The 19,127-nt window shown below is 56.4% G+C and carries 17 protein-coding genes; 4 read left to right on the top strand and 13 right to left on the bottom strand.

What is annotated here, in order from left to right; genetic code table 11:
• The 13 genes from KHQ26_RS22740 to dnaA form a co-directional block, all read right to left on the bottom strand.
• On the bottom strand, positions 1-1,227 hold the full coding sequence (locus tag KHQ26_RS22740) for a DUF3748 domain-containing protein (RefSeq protein WP_004181594.1): 1,227 nt from the start codon (positions 1,225-1,227) through the stop codon (positions 1-3).
• A 51-nt stretch (positions 1,228-1,278) separates the two neighbouring features.
• Positions 1,279-2,616 (bottom strand): MFS transporter, encoded by a 1,338-nt coding sequence (locus KHQ26_RS22735; RefSeq protein ID WP_004150285.1) that lies wholly within the window; start codon positions 2,614-2,616, stop codon positions 1,279-1,281.
• 177 nt (positions 2,617-2,793) lie between these two features.
• Positions 2,794-3,942 carry a galactonate dehydratase gene (dgoD, locus tag KHQ26_RS22730; protein WP_004150286.1) on the bottom strand — a complete coding sequence of 383 codons (1,149 nt, stop codon included), beginning with the start codon at positions 3,940-3,942 and terminating at the stop codon, positions 2,794-2,796.
• Positions 3,939-4,556 (bottom strand): 2-dehydro-3-deoxy-6-phosphogalactonate aldolase, encoded by a 618-nt coding sequence (locus tag KHQ26_RS22725; RefSeq protein ID WP_004181595.1) that lies wholly within the window; start codon positions 4,554-4,556, stop codon positions 3,939-3,941. The genes dgoD and KHQ26_RS22725 overlap by 4 nt, the downstream gene beginning before the upstream one ends.
• Complete coding sequence (locus tag KHQ26_RS22720; RefSeq protein ID WP_020805051.1) at positions 4,540-5,418, bottom strand: 2-dehydro-3-deoxygalactonokinase; 879 nt, start codon at positions 5,416-5,418, stop codon at positions 4,540-4,542. Before KHQ26_RS22720 ends, KHQ26_RS22725 begins: the two co-directional genes overlap by 17 nt.
• Complete coding sequence (dgoR, locus tag KHQ26_RS22715) at positions 5,415-6,104, bottom strand: D-galactonate utilization transcriptional regulator DgoR (protein WP_004145084.1); 690 nt, start codon at positions 6,102-6,104, stop codon at positions 5,415-5,417. Before dgoR ends, KHQ26_RS22720 begins: the two co-directional genes overlap by 4 nt.
• 229 nt (positions 6,105-6,333) lie before the next feature.
• Positions 6,334-7,467: a BamA/TamA family outer membrane protein gene (locus KHQ26_RS22710; RefSeq protein ID WP_020805054.1), complete on the bottom strand. Its 1,134-nt coding sequence runs from the start codon at positions 7,465-7,467 to the stop codon at positions 6,334-6,336.
• Positions 7,464-8,546: a hypothetical protein gene (locus KHQ26_RS22705; RefSeq protein ID WP_029497068.1), complete on the bottom strand. Its 1,083-nt coding sequence runs from the start codon at positions 8,544-8,546 to the stop codon at positions 7,464-7,466. Before KHQ26_RS22705 ends, KHQ26_RS22710 begins: the two co-directional genes overlap by 4 nt.
• Positions 8,547-8,695: 149 nt before the next feature.
• On the bottom strand, positions 8,696-9,508 hold the full coding sequence (gene yidA / locus KHQ26_RS22700) for a sugar-phosphatase (protein ID WP_004151530.1): 813 nt from the start codon (positions 9,506-9,508) through the stop codon (positions 8,696-8,698).
• 201 nt (positions 9,509-9,709) lie between these two features.
• Positions 9,710-12,124, bottom strand: coding sequence for a DNA topoisomerase (ATP-hydrolyzing) subunit B (gene gyrB, locus KHQ26_RS22695; RefSeq protein WP_004173845.1), 2,415 nt, complete (start codon positions 12,122-12,124; stop codon positions 9,710-9,712).
• Positions 12,125-12,152: 28 nt separating this feature from the next.
• Entirely contained in the window at positions 12,153-13,226 is a 1,074-nt protein-coding gene (gene recF, locus KHQ26_RS22690; protein WP_004150293.1) for a DNA replication/repair protein RecF, read from the bottom strand.
• 207 nt (positions 13,227-13,433) lie between these two features.
• Positions 13,434-14,534 carry a DNA polymerase III subunit beta gene (dnaN, locus tag KHQ26_RS22685; RefSeq protein WP_004145090.1) on the bottom strand — a complete coding sequence of 367 codons (1,101 nt, stop codon included), beginning with the start codon at positions 14,532-14,534 and terminating at the stop codon, positions 13,434-13,436.
• Between the two features lie 4 nt (positions 14,535-14,538).
• Complete coding sequence (dnaA, locus tag KHQ26_RS22680) at positions 14,539-15,942, bottom strand: chromosomal replication initiator protein DnaA (protein WP_004151534.1); 1,404 nt, start codon at positions 15,940-15,942, stop codon at positions 14,539-14,541.
• 621 nt (positions 15,943-16,563) lie between these two features.
• On the opposite strand from dnaA, the gene rpmH reads away from it, so the two are divergent.
• The 4 genes from rpmH to yidC are packed head-to-tail and all read left to right on the top strand — an operon-like array spanning position 16,564 to position 18,949.
• Positions 16,564-16,704 (top strand): 50S ribosomal protein L34, encoded by a 141-nt coding sequence (gene rpmH, locus KHQ26_RS22675; RefSeq protein ID WP_000831330.1) that lies wholly within the window; start codon positions 16,564-16,566, stop codon positions 16,702-16,704.
• Between the two features lie 15 nt (positions 16,705-16,719).
• Positions 16,720-17,079 (top strand): ribonuclease P protein component, encoded by a 360-nt coding sequence (gene rnpA / locus KHQ26_RS22670; protein ID WP_004151535.1) that lies wholly within the window; start codon positions 16,720-16,722, stop codon positions 17,077-17,079.
• A complete protein-coding gene (yidD, locus tag KHQ26_RS22665; protein ID WP_004151536.1) occupies positions 17,043-17,300 on the top strand; it encodes a membrane protein insertion efficiency factor YidD in 258 nt (85 codons plus the stop codon). Before rnpA ends, yidD begins: the two co-directional genes overlap by 37 nt.
• 2 nt (positions 17,301-17,302) lie before the next feature.
• Complete coding sequence (yidC, locus tag KHQ26_RS22660) at positions 17,303-18,949, top strand: membrane protein insertase YidC (protein WP_004150295.1); 1,647 nt, start codon at positions 17,303-17,305, stop codon at positions 18,947-18,949.
• The last annotated feature ends 178 nt before the right edge of the window (positions 18,950-19,127 follow it).

Here is a 19,127-nt window from a genome sequence, read left to right as displayed (position 1 = left end):
TTATCGTCCGGTCTGCGTAACCCACAGCTGACGATAACCGTCCACCTCCTCCATCCAGGCAATCTGTTTACCGTCTGGCGAAAAGACGATCGCGTCCGCCGAGGGCGCATGCGCATGCGTATCGGTTAAAAAGGTGATATCTCCCGTACCGGCATGGCAGCAGGCAATCCGATCCTCCAGCGCAAAACCCAGCCACTCTCCCGACGGATGCCAGTTAAACGCCGACTGGATACCCGACGCGTGATGCGTCAGCTGCCGCGGCTCGCCCCCCTGCGGGGAAATAAGCCACAGCTGCACTACGCCGGCGTCGTCGCGCATCAGAAAGGCTATCGCCGTCGCCTGGGGATTGGCGCGCACCCAGTGGCGCGGGACGTTCACCAGTCCCGGGTAGCGGCGATGGTGGGTGAAGGTCAAACGACGCTGGCTGACGCCCACCGGCGGCGCCGGCATTGTGGTTGCGGTACCGGCCAGCGGCGCCCCGCCAGGCTGCTTCCAGCCGGCTTCATCCTGCGGCAGATCGACAATAAACAGCTCAGGCACTTTATCGCCATTTTCCGCCAGCGTATCGCCAATAAACGCCAGAGTATGGTTCCCGACCCAGCCCTCCTCATAGGCGCGATTAATCTCATCGCTGCCCGGCGCGGGTGCCGGCGTCGTACGGCTTACCAGCACGCACCAGTGGCTGCCGCCATATTCGCGCGGATGCTGTCCCTGCGGCGTCACCGGTCCATAGGGCGCCGCCACGCCGACGTTGCGCAGATCCAGCGCCGGATCGCGCTCGTGCAGCACGTGATCGTTGTAGGTAAAACTGACAAACTGACCGTTGGGGCTATAGACATGGACGTGGCTGCCGCCGCGCAGCGCGCCGGGCGTGTAGGGGGGGGTAATGTCCATGGCGTCCAGATTCTCGACAGCCCCCTGAAAGGCCACCACTCCGCGGCGATGATGAAAATCATACTGCCACTGCGCATCCGGCCGCTCGGGGCCATGAATAAACACATAGCGCTCCTGGGTTGGATGCACGGTTACCACGCCCACGTGCGCGCCCTGCGTGGCACGATAAATGGTCTCCACAGTACCGCTGTTTACGTTCACTCGCTCAATGGTTTCGCCGGTAAACGATGCGCCGGACGGACGAACGTCGAATACCAGCCACTGGCTGTCGGGAGTCCAGGTATTAATATTGGTAAGCTGGTGATGACGGGGAGCAAAAGTGACTTGTTTCATGACGATACCCTGATGCGAGACTTACGCATCAGGGTAGCGTATCGCAAAAAATTAGCCTACACGTTTCACATCGCCGACCAGCAGGATATAAGACAGCGCGCCTATCAACGCCACCACGGAGATATAAACCAGCGCCGGGCCAAAGCCGTAATCCTGCGCCAGATAGCCAATCACCAGCGGGACGGTGATGCCGCCCAGGCCGCCAACAAAGTTAAACACCCCGCCGGTCAGGCCGATCAGGCGCATCGGCGCCAGGGAGGAGACCAGCGACCAGGTGATAGACGCAAAACCGTTACCGAAGAACGCCAGCGCCATCAGCGCCATGATCCAGATGGGGTCGTTGGTGTAGTTTGCCCCCATGATGCAGGTGGAGATCAACAGTCCACAGATGATCGGCGTTTTGCGCGCCACGCCCAGCGAGTAGCCTTTTTTCACCAGCTTATCCGCCAGCCAACCAGACAGCAGGACGCCAAAAAACGCGGCGAGGAAGGGCACCGTGGTCATAAAGCCGGCCTTCAGCGCGGTGATGCCTTTTTCCTGGGTTAAGTAGTTCGGAAACCAGGTCAGGAAGAACCACAGCGTCGAGGTTACCGCGAACTGTCCAAGGTAAACGCCAACCAGCTTGCGGTGAAAAACCAGCTTCCAGTCCGCTTTCGATAACGGTTGACGCGCCTCTTTCTTCACCGGCGCATCGCCATCCACCAGGCCGCCGCCGTCGCGGATATAGTCGAGTTCGGCTTTACTGATGCTTTTAGTCAGGCGCGGCGGTTGATAAACCTTGAACCAGATCAGCGACCAGATAATGCCGATACCGCCGGTAACGATAAACACCCAGTGCCAGCTCAATAGCTCCTGGATCCAGATCAGCAGCGGCGTGAGGAAAGCCAGGCCAACAAATTGCCCCGAGGTATAAAACCCGACGGCGGAAGCGCGCTCGTGCTCCGGGAACCAGCTGGTCACCATGCGGTTGTTGGTCGGGAAGGCTGGCGCTTCGAAGATGCCGGTAATGGCGCGTAAACCGATAAGCGACATTAAACCGGTGGCGAAGCCTTGTAGCAACGTCGCCACCGACCAGCCAAATATAGCGATAAAGTAGGTAAGCCTGGATCCCACGCGGTCAAGGAACCAACCGCCAGGGATCTGGCAGAGGGTATACAGCCAGGCAAAGGCGGAAAATACGTAGCCCATTTCCGCTTTGCTAATACCAAACTCCTCCTGAATATGCGCCGAGGCGACGGCGAGGTTGGCACGGTCTACATAACAAATAACCACGGTAATAAAGATCATGATGAGCGTCAGATAACGGCGACGCCCGGTTTTTACAGCGGTAACTGAAATATCCATCGCAATCTGTCTCCAGATTTTGGGCATAGCGAAGCCGCTCACCATGCCCGGTAATTTACAGAGGGTGTTTTTGTTTTTTATTAATAACTATGTTGCGATGCGCTAAATAATTCGTGCTGGGGAAAGGCGGCAAATTTTCGCATCCCTGGGAGCATACAATAGTATGTGACCAGGGTAAGAAAATGCAGCCAACGCATCACCAGTGCGAAGTATGACGCGCATTTACCATTCGGCGACAGATCCATCCTCATACCGCCACAACGGATTTCGCCAGTCCGGCGCGTTTTTACTTAACTCAATCACGCGGGCCTCATCAATTTCCACGCCCAGCCCCGGCTTCATCAATGGTTTAAAGAAGCCGCCTTCCATATTGAAATCTTCTTTGTTTTTCACAAAATCAAGCAGTTCGGCGCCTTTGTTGTAATGGATACCCATGCTCTGCTCCTGGAAGACCGCGTTATGCGAAACGAAATCAACGTGCAGACAGGCTGCCAGCGCGATCGGCCCCAGCGGACAGTGCGGCGCCAGCCCAACGTCATAGGCTTCCGCCATGCCGGCAATTTTATAGCATTCGGTAATACCGCCTGCGTGCGACAGATCGGGTTGTAAAATAGCCACCCCGCCCGCTTCCAGGACCCGTTTAAATTCAAAGCGCGAAAACATACGTTCGCCGGCGGCAATGGGAATATGGGTTTGCGCCGCCAGCCGCGGATAATATTCCGCCTGCTCGGCTAATACCGGCTCCTCAATAAATAATGGGCGATATGGCTCCAGCTCTTTAATTAATACCTTAGCCATCGGCGCGCTAACGCGGCCGTGAAAATCGAGACCAAACTCAATTTCATTGCCAAACGCTTCACGGATTTGCGCCACGGTATTCACCGCGGCATCAACCGCGCGGGAATTATCAATGATACCCATCTCTTCGCAGCCGTTTAATTTAAAGGTGTCGAAACCAATGCCGCGCAGCTTCTTAATCCCGTCAATTACTTCGGCGGGGCGGTCGCCGCCCACCCAGCTGTAGGCTTTAATTTTGTCACGCACCAGCCCGCCCATCAGTTGCCAGACCGGGGCATTCAGAACCTTACCTTTAATATCCCATAGCGCCTGGTCAATACCGGCGATGGCGCTCATCATAATCGGGCCGCCGCGATAAAAGCCGCCGCGGTACATTACCTGCCACAGGTCGTTAATCCGCGCCGGATCCTGGCCAATCAGGTAGTCGCCAAATTCATGAACGGCCGCCTCCACCGTGCGGGCGCGCCCTTCAATCACCGGTTCGCCCCAGCCGACAATGCCTTCATCGGTTTCAATCTTCAGGAACATCCAACGCGGAGGTAAACGGTACGTGGTGATATTGGTTATTTTCATTTCACTGCCTCTCGATACGCTTTTACGAATGCGGCTGCCTGCTGCGCGGTACGTTCAACCGGCTGGCCGGCACGATAGAGATCGCTACCCAATCCTGCCCCAACACAGCCGGCATTAATCCACTGCGCCAGGTTTTCCGGCGTCACGCCGCCAACGGCAAAGACCGGAACCTCGGGCGGAAGCACGGCTTTCAACGCTTTGATGTAATCCGGGCCAAAAGCCGATGACGGGAAGATTTTCAGAGCCTGCGCGCCGGCATCGAGCGCGCTAAAGGCTTCGCTGGCGGTGGCGCAGCCTGGACACACGGTCATGCCGTAACCCACCGCTCGCCGGATCACTTCCGGTTGAATGTTTGGCGTCACAATCAGCCGACAGCCCATGGCCGCCAGCCTGTCGACCTGCTCCGGTTGCAGCACCGTGCCCGCGCCGATAAGCGCCTGCTCGCCGTAAGCGTCGACGACCTGCGGAATACTTTTCTCCCACTGCGGCGAGTTCAGCGGGATTTCGACCGCGTCGAAACCGGCGTCGATAACGGCGCCAACGTGAGCCAGCGCCTCGTCTGGCGTAATACCGCGCAGGATAGCGATAAGTGGAAGGTTAGTTTGCCACTGCATAAGCGATGCTCCTTATTCCTGTCTGAAATGCCGTATCGCCCGCAACCGCGCTGACTTCGCGGCCAATGGCGGCGAATGCCTGCTGATAGCGGGATGTTAACGATGACCCAGCGACGAGACTGATCGCCTGCTGTCCGGCGAATGTGTCGCTGAGGGTGGCAACTTCAGCGCCAATCAGCAGGCCGGAAAGAAATTCGCTAACCTGCTCGCGAGGCAGCGCGCCCAGCACGTGCGAAGCGCGAACTTCAAACAGCTGCGGCAGGACGGCGGGGTTGTTGATACCGCGCTGCAGACCTGCCGCGAATGCGGCAGCGGACGTTTCCTGCGGCGGTAAGCCGGCGCCCACCAGCGAGTGCTGAAGCAACAGATGATGCAATTCACCGGTCAAAACGGTACGAAAATCGTGAATTTGCCGGCGATCGGCCAGTACCCACTTGCAGTGGGTTCCCGGCATCACGTAGACAGACGAAGGGGCTAAGGCGCTAGCGCCCAGCAGCTGCGTTTCTTCCCCACGCATGACGTTATGGTTATCGTCACGGGAAACGCAAAGGCCGGGAATTATCCAGATATTGTCGCCAACGGCAGTTAACTGCTGGCCAATATCCGAGAAAGCGGCAGGAAGCGGCAAATAAGGGGCGATTTTCCAGCCCACGTTGCTGCCGACCATCCCTGCCATCACCACCGGTGTGGCGCCATCGCGCCAGTGCTGTGTGATTTCCGCTAACACCGCAGCGGGAGAGCGACCATTCAGGCGCGTTACGCCTGCTTCAGATTGCCTGCTTTCCAGGCATTCTTCGCCCTGATAAAGCCAGGCGCGTAAATTCGTCGATCCCCAATCTATTGCGATGTAGCGAGCCGTCATGTGATTTCCTTAAGCCTTCGTGTCGAGCTGGCGATCATCGTCAACGCCGCCTGCTCCGCCGCGTCGCTATCCTGATGCCGAATGGCGTCAAATAGCGCTTTATGTTCCTGGAGGGTTTTCGGCATGTTGCCTTCATCGCCCATCCAGGTCCGTTCAAATACCGCCCGCTGCAGCGAACTGATCGCCACGCTAAGCTGCTGCAAAACCGGGTTATGTACTGACTGCAGCACCGCCTCGTGGTAGCGAATATCCGCTTCGTTAAAGGCATCCCGGTTTTGGTTGTTGGCGATCATGTCATTGAGCGCCGACTCGATTTCCGCCAGATCGCTTGAGGTGGCGCGTTCCGCCGCCCAACGCGCGATGGCGGGTTCAACCAGGTTGCGCACTTCACTCATCGCGCTGATAAGACGCGGGTCATAGTCATTTTCCAGTACCCACTGCAGCACCTCGGTGTCGAGGTAGTTCCACTGGTTTCTGGGAGCGACAAACGCGCCGCGATAGCGCTTCATTTCAATCAGCCGCTTCGCCATCAGGGAACGAAACACTTCGCGGATGATGTTGCGCGAGGTTTCAAACTCCTCACAGAGTTCCGCTTCGGCCGGAAGCGCCGAACCCGGGACGTATTTACCGCTGACGATCTGTTTGCCCAGCGAGATCACAATGCGATCGGTCTTATTGAGAGTCATGGAGAGTCCTTGTGCTCTATGTGTACTGCTCTACTTTACCGTCGCTGCTGAATTTCGCCTCATGTTTGTACTACTAACGTGATGCTGTACGTTATCAACATGAGCGTAATGTAGTACAACATTATTGTGTTGTACTACAATTTGGATCACAAAAAGAACAATTCATGAAAATTAAAGCGCAGCGGCCCTGACAAGAGGCGATAAGAGAGAAAATTAAGGGGAGGAGGCGTTAAAACGCTTCGCCGACCTGGAAGTAAAAGCCGCTGCTGCCATTGCCGATACCGTAGTCGAGGCGAACATTAACGCGAGGTTTGAATTCAAAGCGGTAGCCAACGCCCGCCGAAGGCAGCCAGCGGCCATTATTCAGCGACGACAGTGAGGGCCCCATGGTTCCCGCTCCTGCCCAGGCGACAATCCCGTGCCGCCAGGTGAGCTGCCGGCGGTATTCCAGCTGGCCGCTGACGACGTTTTTATCCCGGTAGCGCCCCTGGTAGTAGCCGCGCATCCGTTCATCGCTGCCGAGCAGCGGCATCATGCTCCACGGTACCTCGCCCTGGGTGAAGGCGCCATCGGCCTCCCAGGCGAGCACGCTTTTCTCGCTCAGGGCATGATAATGGCTATAGTGCAGCTGAAATTCCTCAAAGCGGGTATCGCTACCTAATCCGGGCGCATAGTGGGTATAGCGGAGGTTGGCATACTGACCCCGGCGCGGGTTAGGGACAAAGTCGCGATCGTCCCAGTTGATATCAATGCTGGCGCCGGAGCTGAATACCGACGGTCCCTGCGGAGTGTTTTCTATCTTCGGCCGATCGTCATGGTCCATCTCATCGGCATTCTGCACCGCCAGCGACCATCCCGCCCCGAGATAAACATGATCGATAAGCTGCCGATAAAGGGTGGGTCGCAGGGTCAGTACCTGGGCGGTATACTTCTCTTTTTCATTGTCTTTATCCCCGGCATGAAAACCCTGCCCCCAATAATAAGTGGGCGTATTGGCTATCGACCCGTCGACAAAAACGCGCCACAGATCACGATCGAAAAAGGTGTAGTTTTTCACGCTGAGGCCAAAGGCGCCGGTAGAGCTGGCGTAGCCGCTGAGCGTCAGGGTCGAGTTCTGGCTGGTGGTATCCTGCGGGTCGGGACGATACAGGCCGACGACAGCGGTGCCAATGCCCAACCCTAGTTCCGGCGTATAGAACGGACCGGGCATCACGCCCCAGTCGATGCCTTTGCTGGCGTCGAACTTATCGCTGGCGCCGAGATGCTGCAGCCAGCCGTCGATTTTCTCGCGGCTGAGCGCCTCGGCCTGGCTGCCTGTCGGGCAGACCATCAGCAGCAGAAAAGTGATAAACAGTCGGCTCAAAAGCGATACTCGCCGGCAATAAAGAAACTGTTACGTTCGGCAAAGCCAAACTCGGTAGTAATATTAAAATTCTGCGTCAGCTCGTATTGCGCGCCCACCAGAACGTTCCATGGCGACTGCAGATGCTGCTTCACATCGAAGCGACCGTTATTGTCCTGGTTGGCCAGATTAACCATATTCTGCAGCATCGGCGACGGCATCGAGAGATCGCTGAGGCTGCCTTTAAACTCCTGCTGCACATCCTGATACATGCTGCCAACCCACAGATTTAGCTTTCCGGCGGGGAGATGCAGCGCATCGACCGATGGCGTACTGAAACGATAGCCAACGCGCGGCGAAAAGGTAAGCGCATCGATGCTGCCGTCGAGGATATCAAAGCGCGTTTGCGTGTAGTTGGCGTCCAGCACGGTAAACCAATTGCCGACGCCGCCCACCAGGGTGGTGCCCATCCCGTAGGTAGTACCTTTAAAATCGAGACGAAAGTCGAGATCCTGCATCCCCGGCAGGGGCACCACTTTACCGTTCGGTCCCTTCAGGCCGACAGCTATCTGCGAAATTGAATGCCCTTCGGTGTGCCCCACCAGGCCATAAACGTTCATAAACGGCAGCAGCCAGGCATCCAGCTTGAGCGTCTCGGTTTTGCTGCTTTCCCGCGTATGACCAACGCCAATCTGGAAAGCGTTATCCAGCGAGACCGGCCCATTAGCGAAAATGTTATTCACGGCGTGCTTGCAGACAGGATCCTTACCGCAATCGATATTGCGGCCATCCAGCGACAGCCCGGTGAAGTTTATGCTGTCGACATTAATATTCTGCCGCATATCCATATAGTTAATGCTGACGCCAAACGGCAGCGGCAGGACGTAGCCGCGCTTTCTGGCCTCATCGCCTAGCAAAGGGAGTAGCGAGGACGATGCTGCGGCCGCAGGCTGGCGACTTTCTGGCACCGGCAGATCCGCGGGCTCTGCGCCGTGATAGGCATACGCCGGTTCGAGCGGCGCCGTTGGTTCCGCGGCCGCGCAAACCTGAACAGAGGCGAATGGCAGCGTAACCAACATCAAACGGTGGTATATATTCATGAAAAGTATGATGTTAGTTCTGAGTTGCTAAAAAGAGGGCGGGTAGCTTATAGAATCCCCTGCAAGGATTGAGGGATTTAAATGCGGATTAACATCTGTTCATGAAAAAAGAGAAGACAGACCCGGCGAACGCCGGGCCGGAAAGAAGTTTACGCTAAAACGTATTTTTCAATGGCGAAGGCAACGCCATCTTCAAGGTTCGATTTGGTGATGAAGTTCGCCGCTTCTTTGACCGCAGGAATGGCGTTATCCATTGCCACGCCGACGCCGGCAAATTCAATCATCGCGATATCATTTTCCTGATCGCCAATCGCCATAATCTCTTCCGGCTTGATGCCCAGCGCATCGGCCAGCGACTTCACGCCAGTGCCTTTATTGACGCGTTTATCCAGTATTTCGAGGAAGTAAGGCGCACTTTTCAGCACGGTGTACTTCTCTTTCACTTCCGCCGGAATACGGGCGATGGCCTGGTCGAGGATTGCCGGCTCATCAATCATCATCACTTTCAGCAGCTGGATCTCAGGATCCATTTTCTCCGCTTCGCAGAACACCAGCGGAATGGTTGCCACATAGGATTCGTGGACGGTGTAGTAGCTGATATCGCGGTTCGCGGTATACAGCGTATTGCGATCCAGCGCATGGAAGTGGGAGCCGACCTCGCGGGAGAGCTGCTCAAGGAAGCGATAGTCGTCATAGCTCAGCGCGGTTTGCGCGACGGTGCTTCCGTCACCAGCCTTCTGCACCAGCGCGCCATTGTAGGTAATGCAGTAATCACCCGGCTGCTCCATATGCAGCTCTTTCAAATAGCTGTGGACGCCAGCGTAAGGGCGACCGGTGGTCAGCACCACGTTAACACCGCGCTCGCGCGCCGCGGCGATGGCGGCTTTCACCGCTGGAGAGATGGTATGGTCGGGCAGCAGCAGCGTGCCGTCCATATCGATTGCAATCAGTTTAATAGCCATAGGGTCCCCGGGTAAGATGAGTCTCCCCTCATGCTAACGCGATTCCGCTCAAAAAACAGTAAAAGTGTCGGCCAGAAAGGGGGATGGAACCACAGCAGCGGATTCCTCTTTTAGCGGCAAAAGAAAAGCCCGATCGCGCGATGCGACCGGGCTTATACATCCTGTTGCCCCGGTAAAACTCGTTACCGGGAAACATGCGGCTTAAATATCGATATTCGCCGCTTTCAGGGCATTCTCTTCGATAAACGCGCGACGCGGCTCAACGGCATCACCCATCAGGGTGGTGAACAGCTGATCGGCAGCGATGGCATCCTTGACGGTCACGCGCAGCATGCGACGGCTGTCCGGATCCATGGTGGTTTCCCACAGCTGATCCGGGTTCATCTCGCCCAGACCTTTATAGCGCTGGATGGAGAGACCGCGACGGGACTCTTTCACCAGCCAGTCCAGGGCCTGCTCGAAGCTGGCTACCGGCTGACGACGTTCGCCGCGCTCGATGTAAGCATCTTCTTCCATCAGGCCGCGCAGTTTCTCGCCCAGGGCACAAATACGACGATATTCCGGCCCCATAATGAACTCGTTATCCAGCGGATAGTCGGTATCCACGCCGTGGGTACGTACGCGAATAACCGGCTCAAAATGCTGCAGTTCTTTGTTCTCGTGGAGATCGAATTTCCACTGGCTGCCGTGCTGTTCTTTCTCGTTCAGCTCGGAGACCAGGGTGTTCACCCAGCGGGTCACCTTCTGCTCGTCCGCCAGGTCGGCCTCGGTCAGGGTCGGCTGATAGATTAGCTCTTTCAGCAGCGCTTTCGGGAAGCGGCGCTCCATGCGGCCAATCATTTTCTGGGTGGCATTGAACTCGGCAACCAGTTTTTCCAGCGGTTCGCCCGCCAGCGCCGGCGCATTGGCGTTGGTGTGCAGGGTCGCACCGTCGAGCGCGATGGAGATCTGATACTGATCCATCGCTTCGTCGTCTTTAATGTACTGTTCCTGCTTGCCTTTCTTCACTTTGTACAGCGGCGGCTGAGCAATGTAGACGTGGCCGCGCTCGACGATCTCCGGCATCTGACGATAGAAGAAGGTCAACAGCAGGGTACGAATGTGCGAGCCGTCGACGTCCGCATCGGTCATGATGATGATGCTGTGGTAGCGCAGTTTATCCGGGTTGTACTCATCGCGGCCGATGCCGCAGCCCAGCGCGGTGATAAGCGTGGCTACTTCCTGAGAAGAGAGCATTTTATCGAAGCGGGCTTTCTCGACGTTAAGGATTTTACCCTTCAGCGGCAGGATAGCCTGGTTCTTGCGGTTACGACCCTGTTTAGCAGAGCCGCCCGCGGAGTCCCCTTCCACCAGGTACAGTTCGGACAGCGCCGGGTCGCGCTCCTGGCAATCCGCCAGTTTGCCCGGCAGGCCTGCCAGATCCAGCGCGCCTTTACGACGAGTCATCTCACGAGCGCGACGTGCGGCCTCACGGGCGCGCGCGGCGTCAATAATTTTGCCGACCACGATTTTCGCATCGGATGGGTTTTCCAGCAGGTATTCGCTCAGCAGTTCGTTCATCTGCTGCTCCACCGCTGATTTCACCTCGGAGGAGACCAGCTTGTCTTTGGTCTGCGAGGAGAATTTCGGATCCGGCACCTTCACGGATACCACGGCAATCAGGCCTTCACGCGCATCGTCGCCGGTGGCGCTGACTTTCGCTTTTTTGCTATAGCCCTCTTTGTCCATATAGGCGTTAAGAGTACGGGTCATCGCCGCGCGGAAGCCGGCGAGGTGAGTACCGCCGTCACGCTGCGGAATGTTGTTGGTAAAGCAGTAGATGTTTTCCTGGAAGCCGTCGTTCCACTGCAGGGCCACTTCCACGCCGATACCGTCTTTTTCGGTGGAGAAATAGAAAATATTCGGGTGGATCGGCGTTTTGTTCTTGTTGAGATACTCAACGAACGCCTTGATGCCGCCTTCGTAGTGGAAATGGTCTTCTTTGCCGTCGCGCTTATCGCGCAGGCGGATAGAGACGCCGGAGTTCAGGAACGACAGCTCGCGCAGGCGTTTCGCCAGGATGTCATATTCAAATTCGGTGACATTGGTGAATGTTTCCAGGCTTGGCCAGAAACGCACCATGGTGCCGGTTTTGTCGGTTTCGCCAGTCACGGCCAGCGGTGCCTGCGGCACACCGTGTTCGTACATCTGCTTGTGAACTTTGTTATCGCGCTGGATAACCAGCTCCAGCTTCTGCGACAGGGCGTTAACCACCGAGACGCCTACGCCGTGCAGACCGCCGGAAACTTTATAGGAGTTATCATCGAATTTACCGCCAGCGTGCAGGACGGTCATGATAACTTCCGCTGCGGAGACGCCCTCTTCCGGGTGAATGCCGGTCGGGATGCCGCGGCCGTCATCCTGGACGGAGACGGAGTTATCGCTGTGGATGGTGACAACGATATCTTTGCAGTAACCCGCGAGCGCTTCGTCGATAGCGTTATCCACAACCTCGAATACCATGTGGTGCAGACCGGTGCCGTCATCCGTGTCGCCGATATACATACCCGGGCGCTTACGCACCGCATCCAGCCCTTTCAGGACTTTGATACTGGAGGAGTCATAAGAATTCGACATCAACGTTTCTCGCTCATTTAATCTTGGGTTAATCCGTTATTTTACCTTTTTCCACGCGGAACATCTTCGAATTTTTGTCCGACATGTCCATAACGTGTTCAGCGCTGATCGCGCTGACGAAAACCTGCGACTGCGTCGCTTTCAGGCGGCTGGATAACAGACCGCGGCGGGCATCATCAAGTTCCGAGGCAAAATCATCTATCAGGTACAGGCAGCGCCGCCCGCTGACGCGGGTGAGGAACTCTCCTTGCGCCAGACGCAGGGCGCACATCAGCAGCTTAAGCTGCCCGCGCGACAAGGTATCTTCCACCGGCGCCCCGTCGGCGCGAATGCGAAAATCCGCTTTATGCGGGCCGTGGGCGGTGTAGGTTAACATTCTGTCGCGCTCGAAATTCCGCTCCAACACCTCCGCGTAGTCGGTCTCTTTTTCCCAGCCGCGCTGGAAAGAGAAGGTGAGCGTGAATTCCGGTAAAAATTGCTGACAGGTATCCGCCATGTCTTCGACGATAGCGGCGCTGTATTCGGCACGCCAGCGGCTGATCTGCTCCGCCAGCGGGATTAATTCCAGATCCCAAGGCCGCAGCTGGGCATAGCGGCTGACCTGACGCAGCGCGGCGTTGCGCTGCTTGACCAGGCGCTTCAGGTTGCTCCAGGCGGTGAAGAATCCGGCTTCGTTATGAAAGCATCCCCAGTCAAGGAATGCTCTTCTGTATTTGGGGCCGCCGTTGAGTAAAGTAAACCCCTCCGGCGTAATCAGCTGCATCGGCATCAGGTGCGCCAGCTCCGCCACTTTGTGGCCGTCGGTGCCGTCGATACGCACCTTGCTGTCGCCCTGTTTGTCTTTGGTCAGGCCGATGGCGGTTTCCCGCTCTTCGCCCTGCAGACGGCCATGCAGAACAAACGCATCCTGCTCGTGGCGGATCACTCGGCCAATTTGCAAACTGCGAAATGCCCGGCCGTGGCCAAGCGTATAGATAGCTTCCAGCACGCTGGTTTTGCCGCTGCCGTTCGCGCCAACCAGGAAGTTAAAGCCGGGAGATAAAGCGAGATCCGCATGTTCAATATTGCGGAAATCTTTGATTAGAAGTCGGGATAGCGACATATCAGCTCGTCATCATTCAAGGGGCGTGGGTGTCGCAGCCAGTTCGTCTACCGCCAGCGCGCAGAAAGCGGAGCGTACACGAAGTACGTGAGCATTTGCTCGCTCCGCTCGTCCTTCGGACCGTCTTACAGACGTCCAAAACGCATAGCGTTTTGTCGAGCACTGCCGGAAGGCGAAATGGCAAGTAAACCAGCCCCTTTGCAGATTCTACAATCGCATAGGCATGACAACGTAGGCTGCGGATTGGGAAGCCGCATCCTCAATCTGCACGCTCGACACCGAATCCGTCAGCAGAATGCGTACATTCTCGCACTTCAGCGCATTCAGCACATCCAGCACATAGCTAACGTTGAAGCCAATCTCCATCTCCGTTCCGGCGTAGGTCACATCCAGAATCTCTTCCGCTTCTTCCTGTTCCGGGTTATTGGCGGTGATTTTCAGCTGGTTTTCGCTAACGTACAGCCGCACGCCGCGGAATTTTTCGTTGGAGAGAATCGCCGCGCGCGCAAAAGCCTGCTTCAGAATATCGCAGCCCGCTTCGAGGTGTTTATCCGGATTTTTCGGCAATACGCGGCGATAATCCGGGAAACGGCCATCAACCAGCTTAGAGGTGAAGATAAAATCGCCAACGTGGGCGCGGATATTGTTGCTGCCAATCTGCACGCGCAGCGGGGTATCGCCGCCGTCGAGCATCCGCATCAGCTCAATCACCCCTTTACGCGGCACGATCACCGAATGGTTCGGCAGCGACGCTTCCAGCGGCATCGAACAGACCGCCAGGCGGTGACCATCGGTGGCCACCGTGCGCAGTTCGCTGCCTTCGGTTTCAAACAGCATGCCGTTTAAGTAGTAACGAACATCCTGGTGCGCCATCGAGAACTGGGTGGCTTCGATCAGACGCTTCATGGTCGCCTGCGGCAGGGTAAACTCCACTTCACTCTGCCAGTCATCCAGATTCGGGAAATCGGCGGCGGGCAGGGTCGACAGCGAGAAGCGGCTGCGGCCGGAACGCACCAGCATGCGATCGCCTTCCAACTGAACCGCGATCTCCGCGCCTTCCGGCAGGCCGCGGCAGATATCAAAGAATTTCCGTGCCGGAACGGTCGTTGCGCCCGCTTCGTGCGGCTGAACCAGCGCCACGCGCGCCACCATCTCCATTTCAAGATCGGTACCGGTCAGCGACAGCGCGCCGTCCGCGACCTGAAGCAGCAGGTTACCGAGAATGGGCAGCGTCGGACGACCACCTAACGGACCGCTCACCTGTTGCAGCGGTTTTAATAAATGTTCACGTTCTACGGTAAATTTCATAGCGTCACGAGGATAATGTTCTGATTAAATTGGAAAAATCTTCTTTAATGTCGTGGCTTTCTTCACGCAGCTGCTCAATCTTGCGGCAGGCGTGCAGCACGGTGGTATGGTCTCGGCCGCCAAACGCATCGCCGATTTCCGGCAGGCTGTGGTTGGTCAGCTCTTTGGCCAGCGCCATCGCCATCTGGCGAGGACGCGCCACCGAACGGGAGCGGCGTTTGGACAGCAGATCCGCTACCTTAATCTTGTAGTACTCCGCCACCGTCTTTTGAATATTGTCGATGGTGACCAGTTTTTCCTGCAGCGCCAGCAGATCGCGCAGCGCTTCGCGCACGAAATCGATGGTGATCGCCCGGCCGGTGAAGTTGGCGTTGGCGATAACGCGGTTCAGCGCCCCCTCCAGCTCACGCACGTTCGAGCGCAGACGCTTGGCAATAAAGAACGCCACTTCGCCCGGCAGGCGGATGTCGTTCTCGTCGGCTTTTTTCATCAGGATCGCGACGCGGGTTTCCAGCTCCGGCGGCTCGATCGCCACCGTCAGCCCCCAGCCGAAGCGGGATTTTAGACGATCCTCAACGCCGTTGATCTCTTTTGGATAACGATCCGACGTCAGGATGATCTGCTGATTACCTTCCAGAAGCGCATTGAAGGTGTGGAAAAACTCTTCCTGGGATCGTTCTTTATTGGCAAAGAACTGAATGTCATCGATCAGCAGGGCGTCAACGGAGCGGTAGTAACGCTTAAACTCTTCGATGGCGTTGTTCTGCAGCGCTTTAACCATGTCCTGAACGAAACGCTCGGAGTGCATATAGACCACTTTCGCGTTCGGCTTACGCGCCACAATGCCGTTCCCCACCGCGTGCAGCAGGTGAGTTTTACCCAGACCCGTCCCGCCATAGAGGAACAGGGGGTTGTAGGCGCCGCCCGGGTTATCCGCCACCTGACGCGCCGCCGCGCGGGCCAGCTGGTTAGATTTACCTTCGACGAAGTTATCAAACGTGTGTTTCACGTTAACGTTAGAGCGGTAGGTCGGCTCCGCCGGCGCCGGGACATTATCCCAGCCAGGGCGCACGATCGTCGGCGCCGCGCGCGCGGTCTGCACCTGCGCCGCCGGAATGGCCGCCGCAGCCGGGCTTACCGCCCCTTTCTGCAGCGAGCTGGCGGGCTTAGCGCCCACCTCAAAACGCAGCTGCGGGGCGTCCGCACCGCAAAAATCATTGAGGAGTCCATTGATATTATTGAGGTATTTGTCCCTTACCCAGTCGAGCACAAAACGGTTTGGCGCATACAGTGCCAGCGTGTTATCGCTCAGTTCCGCCTGCAATGGGCGGATCCACATGCTGAATTCTGTGGCTGGTAACTCATCCTGCAATCGGGCAAGACACTGCTGCCAAAGCGAAAGTGACACGGCGGACTCCACTCGAACATAAAATCGATATCAAAGAAAAACTGAAACAATCGTGATTGTTGGCACACGTCGACAAGACCCTGCATTAGCCGAAAAGCCCCTGCACAAAAGGGGTGACGTGCGAACCGCTATCTGCGGTTATTACCCGCTGCGGATCCGGGGATCGCGATCGGGACCGGGGATCATAGCCTAAACTGAGAAAGAGATCTTGTGTTTCTCAACAGATTCTTCCCGATTTATCCACAGGAAGGATCGAAACCGGGTAAGTGTAATCGATCCTGCGGGGAGTGAAGCACGATTTCCGCCGCATATTGGAAAAATTAATGAGCTATGCCGCTTTTGGGCGGAAACGATCTAATAAAGATCCTTGCGGATCCTTGCGCTTTACTGGCCAGGCCGTATAATTCCCCACCCGGCGCGTAATGCCCGTTTTCGTCACGCGTCTCAGCTTATTTTTTGTGCGACGAGGTGCGAGAAATAAGGAAAGAGAATTGACTCCGGAGTGTACAATTATTACAATCCGGCCTCTTTAATCACCCACGCTGAGGCGTAAGTCGTTCGAAGTTCGTTCGGGTCTACGCAAAAGTCAGTGAATTTATTCAAGTTTAGGTAGAAATCGCCATGAAACGCACTTTTCAACCGTCTGTACTGAAGCGCAACCGTTCTCACGGCTTCCGTGCTCGTATGGCTACTAAAAATGGTCGTCAGGTTCTGGCACGTCGTCGTGCTAAAGGCCGCGCTCGTCTGACCGTTTCCAAGTAATAAAGCTAACCCTGCGTGGTTAAGCTCGCATTTCCCAGGGAGTTACGCTTGTTAACTCCCAGTCATTTCACTTTCGTCTTCCAGCAGCCACAACGGGCTGGCACGCCGCAAATCACCATCCTCGGCCGCCTGAATTCGCTGGGGCATCCCCGCATCGGTCTCACCGTCGCCAAGAAAAACGTGAAACGCGCACATGAACGCAATCGGATTAAACGTCTGACGCGTGAAAGTTTTCGTTTGCGTCAACATGAACTCCCGCCAATGGATTTCGTGGTGGTGGCGAAAAGAGGGGTTGCCGACCTCGATAACCGTGCTCTCTCGGAAGCGTTGGAAAAATTATGGCGCCGCCATTGTCGCCTGGCTCGCGGGTCCTGATCGGCCTGATTCGAGTTTATCAGCGCCTGATTAGTCCGCTACTCGGGCCGCATTGTCGTTTCACCCCAACCTGTTCTCAATACGGAATTGAGGCCTTACGCAGGTTTGGAGTGATAAAAGGCAGTTGGTTGACGATGAAACGCGTATTAAAATGCCACCCTTTACACCCTGGTGGTGACGATCCCGTCCCGCCTGGACCATTTGATACCAGAGAACACTAACGATGGATTCGCAACGCAATCTTCTTATCATCGCTTTGTTGTTCGTGTCTTTCATGATCTGGCAAGCCTGGGAGCAGGACAAAAATCCGCAGCCCCAGCAGCAGACCACGCAGACTACGACCACAGCAGCGGGTAGCGCCGCCGACCAGGGCGTACCGGCCAGTGGCCAGGGGAAACTGATTACGGTTAAAACCGACGTGCTTGAGCTGACTATCAACACCAACGGTGGCGATATTGAGCAGGCGCTGCTTCTGGCGTATCCAAAAACGCTGAAATCGACCGAACCGTTCCAGTTACTGGAAACCACGCCGCAGTTTGTCTACCAGGCGCAGAGCGGCTTAACCGGCCGTGACGGTCCGGATAACCCGGCAAACGGCCCGCGTCCGCTGTACAACGTCGATAAAGAGGCGTTTGTGCTGGCCGATGGCCAGGATGAGCTCGTTATCCCGCTGACCTACACTGACAAAGCCGGCAACGTCTTCACCAAAACCTTCACCCTGAAGCGCGGTGGCTATGCGGTGAACGTGGGTTACAGCGTGCAGAATGCCAGCGAGAAGCCTCTGGAAGTCTCGACCTTCGGTCAGCTGAAGCAGACCGCTGCGCTGCCGACCAGTCGCGATACGCAGACCGGTGGCCTGTCCACGATGCATACTTTCCGTGGCGCCGCGTTCTCCACTGCGGATTCGAAATACGAGAAATATAAATTCGATACCATTCTGGATAACGAAAACCTGAACGTCAGCACCAAAAACGGTTGGGTTGCCATGCTGCAGCAGTACTTCACCACCGCATGGGTGCCGCGGAATAACGGGACGAATAACTTCTACACCGCCAACCTCGGCAACGGCGTTGTCGCTATTGGCTACAAATCGCAGCCGGTACTGGTGCAGCCAGGCCAGACCGACAAACTGCAGAGCACGCTGTGGGTCGGCCCGGCTATTCAGGACAAAATGGCTGCCGTTGCGCCGCACCTGGATCTGACCGTCGACTACGGCTGGCTGTGGTTCATCTCCCAACCGCTGTTCAAGCTGCTGAAATTCATCCACAGCTTCCTCGGCAACTGGGGCTTCTCGATCATCGTTATCACCTTTATCGTTCGTGGCATCATGTACCCGCTGACCAAAGCGCAGTACACCTCCATGGCGAAGATGCGCATGCTGCAGCCGAAGATTCAGGCCATGCGTGAGCGTCTGGGCGACGATAAACAACGTCAAAGCCAGGAGATGATGGCGCTGTATAAAGCGGAAAAAGTAAACCCGCTGGGCGGCTGCTTCCCGCTGATTATTCAGATGCCGATCTTCCTTGCGCTGTATTACATGCTGAGCGCCTCGGTTGAACTGCGTCATGCGCCGTTTATCCTGTGGATCCACGACCTGTCTGCTCAGGACCCGTACTACATCCTGCCGATCATCATGGGCGCGACCATGTTCTTCATCCAGAAGATGTCGCCGACCACCGTGACCGACCCGATGCAGCAGAAGATCATGACCTTTATGCCGGTCATCTTCACGGTGTTCTTCCTGTGGTTCCCGTCTGGCCTGGTGGTGTACTACATCGTCAGCAACCTGGTCACCATTATTCAGCAGCAGCTGATTTACCGTGGTCTGGAGAAACGTGGCCTGCATAGCCGCGAGAAGAAGAAATCCTGATACTCTTCATTCTTCAAGCCGCAGATGCGTTGGCTTCATTAGTTCGCCCCAGTCACTTACTACAGTAAGCTCCTGGGGCCTCACTAACTTGCCGCCTTTCTGCAACTTGAATTATTTCGAGTATCTACGGTAGCGTTAATGCCAGAGAAGGCGGTCAATGGACCGCCTTTTTTACATC

Source organism: Klebsiella sp. 10 (assembly GCF_018223925.1).
Taxonomy (GTDB): domain Bacteria; phylum Pseudomonadota; class Gammaproteobacteria; order Enterobacterales; family Enterobacteriaceae; genus Klebsiella; species Klebsiella pneumoniae.
The sequence above is the reverse complement of the archived record's forward strand: the minus strand, read 5'-3'. Positions and strand labels throughout refer to the sequence as shown.